The following is a 7,893-nucleotide window of genomic DNA, read 5'->3' as shown; positions in this document are numbered from 1 at the left end:
TTAAACTCTTCTAAACCAGGGATAGAAATGTTAGAATACATAGTACACGCAACTCCTTTGTTTTTTGTTTATTGGTCTAAACAAATTCTAACAAATTAGGAGCTTGCGTGTTTTTATTTTTGCAAATTTCCCTGAAATCCAGGTAGGCCTGACACTCCTACGGGTGAAGCGAGCCAGGCGAGACCCCACAGAACGTAACGTTAGTGGAGTTCGAGGAGGCTCGCGGATCGCCCGTGGAAAGGGAAGGCCTAACCTGGAAGTTACTCTTAAAGACTTATAGTGAATTATCAGAAAATAACCTTTACCCCAACAAATATTATAGAGCCTAAAAGCCAATCTAAAATTAGTATAACAAAGATACAAATAGAAAGAAGCCGAACTTTGGGGTTCGGCTTCTTTCTATTTGTCCCTGCCTTAGCTATTAATGAGCTTTTTCTTTTTCTTCTTTTAATTCATTATAATATTGAACACCAAATTGTGAACCTTCAGAAACCATCTTAGCATCTTCGTGGTGACTATGCTCCTCAGGCTTACCAGCTTGTTCAATTAAATGTCGATCCTGTGAGAAACACTTCTCTTTTAGTTGATTAAATTGTGTTTTCAATTTATGTCGTCTGTTTTCATCTTTTAATGCTAACGCTCCTACTGCTGCTCCGCCAGCTACAACTACCGTCCAAACCCTTTTTCTCATCTTAATCCCTCCATTTTATAAATTCTTATATTTTATCTTCCCTATCTAAACAATTTAAAACATATATCGTCATAATCATGTTATAATGACTAAACAAGCAGAGGTGATTAAAATGCGAGTAAAATGTGTTTTATGTGATGGAGTCAATAAAATTGAGTCATATTCATTATTAGCAAAAAACTTAAGGAAGAGACGTGTTCAAACTTACATTTGTCCATCATGTTATGAACGAATTACTGAAAAAACATTAGAACGCAAAAAGAATCAAAACTTTAAGTTGTATGAAGAACCAAAAGGTGATCCACATATATAAAAAACGTTGCCAACAGTAAGTGGCAACGTTTTATTTGTTTTCCTTTCGTTCTCGGTGGAGACGAAAGCGATAAATTCCTAATACAATCGAAGTAATAATTAATACCTCTGCAATTGGTAAACCGCCAATAGCAAATAAAACTAACATAAAACAACCAAAAATCAACAAAACGTAAACAATGATTGACTTTAGTAAAGGTAATTTCTTAGCAAAACCTAACTTATATGTAAGCATTGCCAATAAAGCAACCGTAATGAATAAGAGCCAGAAACCTTCTGTTCCACCAACATCCATAAGGAAGAATTTTTCTATTGGCAAATAAAATTGTTCCTCTAACGAATTTGTGTTTTCGTCCATAACAATCCTCCTCTTAATCCCCATCTATCATACATGATTCAATGATGTTTATCTAGATAGAAGTTAAATGTTTTCAAATATTGTCACATCATGTACACTTTACTATGACGAGGTGAAAAAAATGAGTCATAATGTAAAAATGTTTTTATTAGCTGTATTAGTTGTCTTATGTTTCGTTCTAGCGGCCATTGTGATTAGTTATCGAAATTATTTCTTATTAGTGATAACCCTATTAGCCGGTTTCGGACTAATGGGCTATGGATTAACTCTTAAACGTAAGCATCAAGAGAAAAATTAATCTGTTCCTCACTTGAGGAACAGATATTTTTAATCTTTTTCTTGAATGAAGGTTAATAAAGACTCATGAATGGCTTTATTAGAACAAATCACCGTATTTCCAGTCAACATATCAAGCGAGCTTCCATCCACCCTTGTCGTAATCCCTCCAACCTCATCAACGATAATTTTACCAGCGGCAATATCCCAAGGTTGAAGCCTCATTGTAATATACGCATCGATAATTCCTTCAGCAATGTAAGCAAACTCTAACGCAGCAGATCCATAAGATCTTGTTCCCTTTACTTTTCTGACTAAATCATGTATTTTCTTTTCATTTAATCGTCTATTAGGAATAGCCCAAAAATTATTTAAACCAACTAACGCATCAGATAATGTTTTATTAGGGTCGATTGGCTCTAATTGTTGCCCGTTCTTATACGCCCCTTCACCACGAATGCCTTCATACATCGTGTCATTCATTACATCATAAATCAATCCAATTTCACCGATTCCATTATGATAGATTCCAACTGATATGGCGAAGAATCGCTGCTGATGTACAAAGTTCATTGTTCCATCTATTGGATCAATAATCCATACGGTCCCATCCAACGAATGAACTTCTTCTCCCATTCCTTCTTCACCTAAAATTTTATGATCTGGATACTTATCTGAAATTTGGTCAACAAAGAACTGCTCTGTTTTTTGATCAATTTCCGTCACTAAATCTTTCCGATCTCGTTTCGTATCAATTTTGTAAGGCTTGTTCATTTCGGTTTTTATCAACTCGCCAGCTTCGATGATCCATTGTTTTGCTTCATTTAAAATGTTGTCCCGATTTTTCATATAAGTTCTCATCCTTTGCTATGTTTTTCCGTATAGGGCAGTTGTATTTATTATAAACTAGTTTGAACATATGCTAAAATAATTTACAGACAAGGAAAGAAAGGAGCGAAAATACATGTCTAATTTTACAGGGTTCACTCAAGAAGATTTCGATGTTTTTAAAATTGATGGTTTAGATGAACGAATGGAACAACTAAGAATTCGTTTATCCCCAAAACTCGAAGCAATTGCATCTGAATTAGAGCCAACTGCTTCTTCCTTAACTGGTGATGAGATGTTTGTACATGTTGCGAAACACGCACGTCGTACTAAAAATCCACCAAATGATACATGGGCAGCATTAGCAAGTAGTAAGCGGGGCTATAAAAAATTACCTCATTTTCAGGTTGGAATGTGGGAAACGCATGTGTTTATTTGGTTTGCCGTTATTTATGAAAGCCCGATAAAGACTGATTTTGCAAGAGAATTAAAAGCAAATAAAGACCAAGTTATATCTTCTATTCCTGATGAGTTTGTTTGGTCTAAGGACCATACTCAACCGGAAACTATCAGTCACGAAGATATAAAACAAGGTGAATTTGATCGTTTAGTTGATCGTCTTGAAAACGTTAAAAAAGCAGAAATCCTTTGTGGTTTAACATTTGATCGGGAAGACCCACGTCTTCAAAATGGAGATGAATTTATTAAGTTGTGTGAAGACACGATTAAAAAATTATCTACTTTATATGATTTAACAAAAACGATTGAATATAATTAGAACTCGGTGACATCACCGAGTTCATTTTTTTAAGGATATTAATTGAGATCCTTCCGCTTCTTTTGCCGCTTTTACGACTTTGTATGGTACATATCCTGAATGTTTTTCAAATTGTTTAAAAACCGTTTTTTCTTCAGCCTTGGAAGGTACGACCTCTTTAAACTTTTTATATTGAGTTAAAATTTGCTGTGCATTGGCTTCTTTTTCATAGGCTTTTTCAACCGTTTGGAAGAAATCAATGACTTGAATGACTTCATCAGTAGACCAATCCGGATCTATTGGATAATGATATTCCACTCTGTTCACAACCTTTAATTATTGATTCCATTTTGTTTTAATTTGTTCGACTTCCTCTTTTATTGTATCAAACAATTCTTGAACAGTAGGCACGTCACGAATTCTCATCGCAACTTGGCCAGCCCAAGCAAAGCCTTCTTCTTGTTTTCCCTCATAAATATACCGTTTATTCGCTTCCCCACTGATATAATTTTTTAACCCTTCGTATCCTGCTTCTTTTTCTTCGAGTTCTAATATTTGATCTGTCCAGCTATTTTTTAAAGCACGAGCAGGGGCTCCAATTGACTTTTTAATTAAAACCGTTGACTTTTCATTCGCCTCAAGAAGGGACTGCTTATAAGACTCATGGGCATGCACACACTCTTTAGTCGCAATAAAACGAGTCCCCATTTCAATGCCTTCTGCACCTAAAGCTAATGCTGCCATTAATCCACGACCGTCGCTAACTCCGCCTGAAGCAATGACTGGGATGTTAACAGAATCAACAACCTCAGGTGTTAACACAAAGGTTCCAATATCATCACGACCTAAATGACCTCCTCCTTCATGTCCAACAACCATGACGGCATCTGCTCCTAACTCTTCAGCTTTAACAGCTTGTCGTTTCGCTGCCACTAATACTAATTTTTTCGTTTCAGTTCCTTTAAACATTTCTAAAACAGGTTTGGGGTTTCCTCCTGTTACAGAAATAACAGGAACTTGCTCATCGACCGCTACCTGCACCATGTGTTCAAAGGGCCTTCCATGCTGACCAATCGCGAAATTGACTCCAAAGGGGTTGTCAGTCATCTCACGAACTTTATGTATTTCTTGTCTTAATGCCTTTTCATTTGGCAGGCTCATAGCTGTAATTTGGCCTAATCCGCCTGCATTCGAGACTGCAGCTGCTAACTCAGCATATGCTAAATGAGCCAACCCTCCTTGAACAATGGGCAAATCAATATTCAATAGATCTGTTACTCTCGTCTTCATACTCTCACTCCCTTTAATCTCTATATAAATCTTATCACGATTTCTTTAAGATGTGAAAAATTCAGGCAATTCTTTATCTATAAAAAAACTCAAACGCTATTAAGCGTTTGAGCTCGAATTTTCCTCTTTATGACAACACTCACAATGATTACTATATAATGTTGTAACTTTAATATGATCAAAAAAATCTATAATTCTTTGGCACTTTACACAAATAATCGTTCCCATATTTAACAACCCCCTAATTAGGATGTATTAATAATGTTAATTACAGTATATTATGTCATACTAATTATTTCAATAGGTTATTTTGTTTTTATGGAAATAGATTGTTTGACGTGTGCTAAATTCTATTTTCAGTTGTTCTTATTTACAGTTATTCTATTTTTATTTTAAGTAACCTATAACTTAAGCTTTTTATTTACAGTAATTTTTATTTTCAGTTCACCCATATGTATTTACAAAAAAGTCGCCACAGTAGTGACGACTTTACTTGTGTTATTCTTCTTTAATTTGAATTAAATCAGGGGCTAAGAAATCATATCCTTTTTCCTGTAAACCTTCTAATATCCCTGGTAACGCTGCGTTTGTCCACTCACGGTCGTGCATTAGTAAGTTAGCTCCCTTTCCTAATTGAGGGGCGTTCACCATTATATCTTCTAATGATTCTTTGTCCATATAATCAGCCATGAAGTCATATCCGTATGACCAATTCATTAATAACATACCCTCTTCTTTAACTAATTCTTTCGAGAAGTCTGTATTCGCGCCGTGTGGAGCACGGAAGAATTTCGGTTTTTCTCCTGTTACGTCTTCGATTAATTCATTTAAGCTTAAAATTTCCTCACGTTGTTTTTCTTCAGAGATTTCGGTTAAGTTTTGGTGAGTATCTGTATGGTTTCCAATATGAAAGCCCATATCATGGATTTCTTTGACGATCTCTTTTTCTTCATCTGTGTCCATAAAATGCCCGTTCACAAAGAATATAGCTGGTGCATCGTATTCTTTTAAAGTTTTAGCCATTTCTAATGCGTGTTCGTCCGGGGCATCATCAATCGTTAACAAAACGACCTTAGGATTGGCATCATCTATCGGTTTAAAATATCCTACATCATTTAACATATATTGTGGTTCTTTTACTTCCTCTTCTTCAACTGTTTCTTCTTCCTCATTTCCATCCTCTTCTTCACCTTCATTAGATCTCTCTTCTTTTTCTACGATTTCTTCTTCTTGATGGTCCTGCTCATTTTCTTCGATATCTTGTTCATCCTTTTCAGGTTGTTCATCAACTTGTCCTTCATTTGAGCAAGCAACTATCAACCAAGAAACAAATAAACAAAGCCCTAAAAACTTTAAACTTTTCATAGATGTCTCCCCCTTTTGTCTATACACCGATTATAAATCATACAATGACCTTTTTGAATTAGAAGTTTGAAATTGGGCAAAAGAATGATATAAAAGTTTAGCTTGAGTTCTTTGAAGGGAATGAGCCATACAACATGAGGAAAAATGTCACAAAAGTTTTCTATATCTCATTAATTATTGCAATTTTATTTATTGTATGGGGTATGATTTCTGAAGATACACTCCCTGACTGGAATCTTGGCATCGTAACAGGCAATATTCAAGCATTCTTAGTCGGAAAGTTTGGATGGTTTTACTTACTATCTGCTACTGCATTTTTAGTTTTTGCACTATTTTTGATTGCGTCTAAATACGGGAATATTGTTCTTGGTAAAGATGGTGACAAACCAGAATATAGCTACATCACTTGGTTTGGTATGTTATTCAGTGCTGGTATGGGGATTGGTCTTGTGTTCTGGGGAGCAACTGAGCCTATTTACCACTTTAACGAACCACCTTATGACGTTGAAGGTAACAGTGAAGCAGCAAAAGTTGCGATGCGATACAGCTTTTTCCATTGGGGCTTACATCCCTGGGGTATATACTCTGTCTTGGCATTAGCACTCGCTTATTTTCAATTTAGAAAAGATGCACCAGGATTAATAAGCACTACATTAAAACCATTATTCGGAAATCGTATGAATGGCGGATATGGCACATTAGTTGATGTAATTGCCGTTTTTGCGACTATTTTTGGAGTGGCAACTTCACTAGGTTTAGGCGCACAACAAATTAGTAGTGGTTTAGGCTACATTTTTGATGGACTAACCAACAGCTTTTCTCTACAATTAATGATCATCATCATCGTAACCGTCTTATTCATGCTTTCAGCCATAACAGGATTAAATCGAGGAATTAAATATTTGAGTACAACGAATATCATACTCGCCTTTCTTCTGATGTTTTTTATGTTATTTGCTGGACCTACCAATTTTATAATGAATTTCTTCACTACGACTTTAGGAAGTTATATTCAAAACTTACCTGCTATGAGTTTTAGAACGGCACCATTTAGTGAAAATGATACAGGCTGGTTAGAAAATTGGACTATATTCTACTGGGCATGGTGGATTGCTTGGGCACCATTTGTGGCAATGTTTATAGCACGAGTCTCTAGAGGACGAACGGTCCGTGAATTTGTGATTGGAGTTTTACTAGTTCCGACTTTATTTGGTGGATTATGGTTTGCTGTCTTTGGAGGATCGGCTATTTCACTTGAATACAATGAAGGATTAGATTTATTCTCTATCATTTCAGAAACTGGACAAGAAGCTGCATTATTTACGGTACTCGAAAATTATCCGTTGGCGATTATTTCGTCTATGTTAACAATAATCTTAATTGGAACTTTCTTTATTACATCAGCGGACTCTGCAACCTTTGTACTCGGCATGCAAACGACGGGCGGAAATTTAAATCCAGATCTTAAGGTTAAAATGGCTTGGGGGATTGTACAGTCAGCTACTGCAGCTGTACTATTGTGGCAAGGTGGATTAGATGCTTTGCAAACAGCTTCAATCCTTGCAGCTTTTCCATTTGCGTTCATATTGATTTTAGTCATATTTTCTGTCATTAAGGAGTTTAAAGAAGAGGCCCGTAATTATCCGTTAAAACGTAAAAAACATGAAGAAAGATAACAAAAAAGAGGCTGGGACATAACTAGCCTAAAATAACGTAAAAAAGGCACCAACCATAAAAAGTATGGTTTGGTGCCTTTTTTCTGCTTTGTTTCGTTATATGCCCAGCTTGTTTTCGCGTTCATGGTGGTGAACTTTCTTAGATTCACCGCCATGAACGCAAATCCTAATTCATTTTTCACCTTCTCTTTGCCCCTAACAGACATTCGAGAGAAGCGCAAATTAGCCTTCAGAAATCCAAAAACAGGTTCAACATCTACTTTTCGTTTGCCGTATAGTTCACCCGTTTTTTCTTCCGAAAGCTTTTCCCTTGTATATGCTTTTTGTTGTTCCCATTTTT

General features: G+C 35.9%; 12 protein-coding genes. 4 read left to right on the top strand and 8 right to left on the bottom strand.

Features of this window, described 5'->3' with window-relative positions:
• Nucleotides 1-421: 421 nt before the first annotated feature.
• On the bottom strand, nt 422-691 hold the full coding sequence (locus BMY57_RS15435; RefSeq protein ID WP_091776233.1) for a YbyB family protein: 270 nt from the start codon (nt 689-691) through the stop codon (nt 422-424).
• Between the two features lie 112 nt (nt 692-803).
• On the opposite strand from BMY57_RS15435, the gene BMY57_RS15430 reads away from it, so the two are divergent.
• On the top strand, nt 804-1,004 hold the full coding sequence (locus tag BMY57_RS15430) for a YlaI family protein (protein WP_091776230.1): 201 nt from the start codon (nt 804-806) through the stop codon (nt 1,002-1,004).
• 30 nt (nt 1,005-1,034) lie between these two features.
• On the opposite strand, the gene BMY57_RS15425 is transcribed toward BMY57_RS15430, so the two are convergent.
• Nucleotides 1,035-1,361 (bottom strand): YlaH-like family protein, encoded by a 327-nt coding sequence (locus tag BMY57_RS15425; protein ID WP_175615425.1) that lies wholly within the window; start codon nt 1,359-1,361, stop codon nt 1,035-1,037.
• A 121-nt stretch (nt 1,362-1,482) separates the two neighbouring features.
• Between BMY57_RS15425 and BMY57_RS16170 the strand changes: the two genes are divergently transcribed.
• Complete coding sequence (locus BMY57_RS16170) at nt 1,483-1,659, top strand: DUF5325 family protein (protein WP_175615426.1); 177 nt, start codon at nt 1,483-1,485, stop codon at nt 1,657-1,659.
• 29 nt (nt 1,660-1,688) lie between these two features.
• Here the strand turns inward: BMY57_RS16170 and BMY57_RS15420 are convergent, their stop codons facing one another.
• Entirely contained in the window at nt 1,689-2,486 is a 798-nt protein-coding gene (locus BMY57_RS15420; protein ID WP_091776227.1) for an inositol monophosphatase family protein, read from the bottom strand.
• Nucleotides 2,487-2,601: 115 nt separating this feature from the next.
• On the opposite strand from BMY57_RS15420, the gene BMY57_RS15415 reads away from it, so the two are divergent.
• Nucleotides 2,602-3,243: a YktB family protein gene (locus tag BMY57_RS15415; RefSeq protein WP_091776224.1), complete on the top strand. Its 642-nt coding sequence runs from the start codon at nt 2,602-2,604 to the stop codon at nt 3,241-3,243.
• Nucleotides 3,244-3,264: 21 nt separating this feature from the next.
• Here BMY57_RS15415 and BMY57_RS15410 read toward each other — a convergent pair whose 3' ends face one another.
• From BMY57_RS15410 to BMY57_RS15395, 4 genes are all read right to left on the bottom strand, one after another.
• Nucleotides 3,265-3,540: a UPF0223 family protein gene (locus BMY57_RS15410; protein WP_091776221.1), complete on the bottom strand. Its 276-nt coding sequence runs from the start codon at nt 3,538-3,540 to the stop codon at nt 3,265-3,267.
• Between the two features lie 18 nt (nt 3,541-3,558).
• Nucleotides 3,559-4,512, bottom strand: coding sequence for an NAD(P)H-dependent flavin oxidoreductase (locus tag BMY57_RS15405; protein WP_091776219.1), 954 nt, complete (start codon nt 4,510-4,512; stop codon nt 3,559-3,561).
• Nucleotides 4,513-4,611: 99 nt separating this feature from the next.
• Nucleotides 4,612-4,740, bottom strand: a complete 129-nt coding sequence (locus BMY57_RS15400; protein WP_091776217.1) for a GapA-binding peptide SR1P — start codon at nt 4,738-4,740, stop codon at nt 4,612-4,614.
• A 270-nt stretch (nt 4,741-5,010) separates the two neighbouring features.
• Nucleotides 5,011-5,877, bottom strand: a complete 867-nt coding sequence (locus BMY57_RS15395; RefSeq protein ID WP_091776214.1) for a polysaccharide deacetylase family protein — start codon at nt 5,875-5,877, stop codon at nt 5,011-5,013.
• Between the two features lie 134 nt (nt 5,878-6,011).
• Between BMY57_RS15395 and BMY57_RS15390 the strand changes: the two genes are divergently transcribed.
• Nucleotides 6,012-7,553 (top strand): glycine betaine uptake BCCT transporter, encoded by a 1,542-nt coding sequence (locus BMY57_RS15390; RefSeq protein WP_091776211.1) that lies wholly within the window; start codon nt 6,012-6,014, stop codon nt 7,551-7,553.
• On the opposite strand, the gene BMY57_RS16405 is transcribed toward BMY57_RS15390, so the two are convergent.
• Nucleotides 7,517-7,893: transposase (locus tag BMY57_RS16405; protein ID WP_256205334.1), on the bottom strand; the 377-nt coding region annotated here is incomplete at its 5' end. The two genes, BMY57_RS15390 and BMY57_RS16405, sit on opposite strands and share 37 nt — an antisense overlap.

It is taken from the genome of Piscibacillus halophilus, from assembly GCF_900110685.1.
Lineage (GTDB): Bacteria > Bacillota > Bacilli > Bacillales > Alkalibacillaceae > Piscibacillus > Piscibacillus halophilus.
The sequence above is the reverse complement of the archived record's forward strand: the minus strand, read 5'-3'. Positions and strand labels throughout refer to the sequence as shown.

Coding starts and splice junctions, on each gene's coding strand:
- BMY57_RS15435 (WP_091776233.1), bottom strand. CDS start 691: ATGAGAAAAAGGGTTTGGACGGTAGTTGTAGCTGGCGGAGCAGCAGTA.
- BMY57_RS15430 (WP_091776230.1), top strand. CDS start 804: ATGCGAGTAAAATGTGTTTTATGTGATGGAGTCAATAAAATTGAGTCA.
- BMY57_RS15425 (WP_175615425.1), bottom strand. CDS start 1,361: ATGGACGAAAACACAAATTCGTTAGAGGAACAATTTTATTTGCCAATA.
- BMY57_RS16170 (WP_175615426.1), top strand. CDS start 1,483: ATGAGTCATAATGTAAAAATGTTTTTATTAGCTGTATTAGTTGTCTTA.
- BMY57_RS15420 (WP_091776227.1), bottom strand. CDS start 2,486: ATGAAAAATCGGGACAACATTTTAAATGAAGCAAAACAATGGATCATC.
- BMY57_RS15415 (WP_091776224.1), top strand. CDS start 2,602: ATGTCTAATTTTACAGGGTTCACTCAAGAAGATTTCGATGTTTTTAAA.
- BMY57_RS15405 (WP_091776219.1), bottom strand. CDS start 4,512: ATGAAGACGAGAGTAACAGATCTATTGAATATTGATTTGCCCATTGTT.
- BMY57_RS15400 (WP_091776217.1), bottom strand. CDS start 4,740: ATGGGAACGATTATTTGTGTAAAGTGCCAAAGAATTATAGATTTTTTT.
- BMY57_RS15395 (WP_091776214.1), bottom strand. CDS start 5,877: ATGAAAAGTTTAAAGTTTTTAGGGCTTTGTTTATTTGTTTCTTGGTTG.
- BMY57_RS15390 (WP_091776211.1), top strand. CDS start 6,012: ATGAGGAAAAATGTCACAAAAGTTTTCTATATCTCATTAATTATTGCA.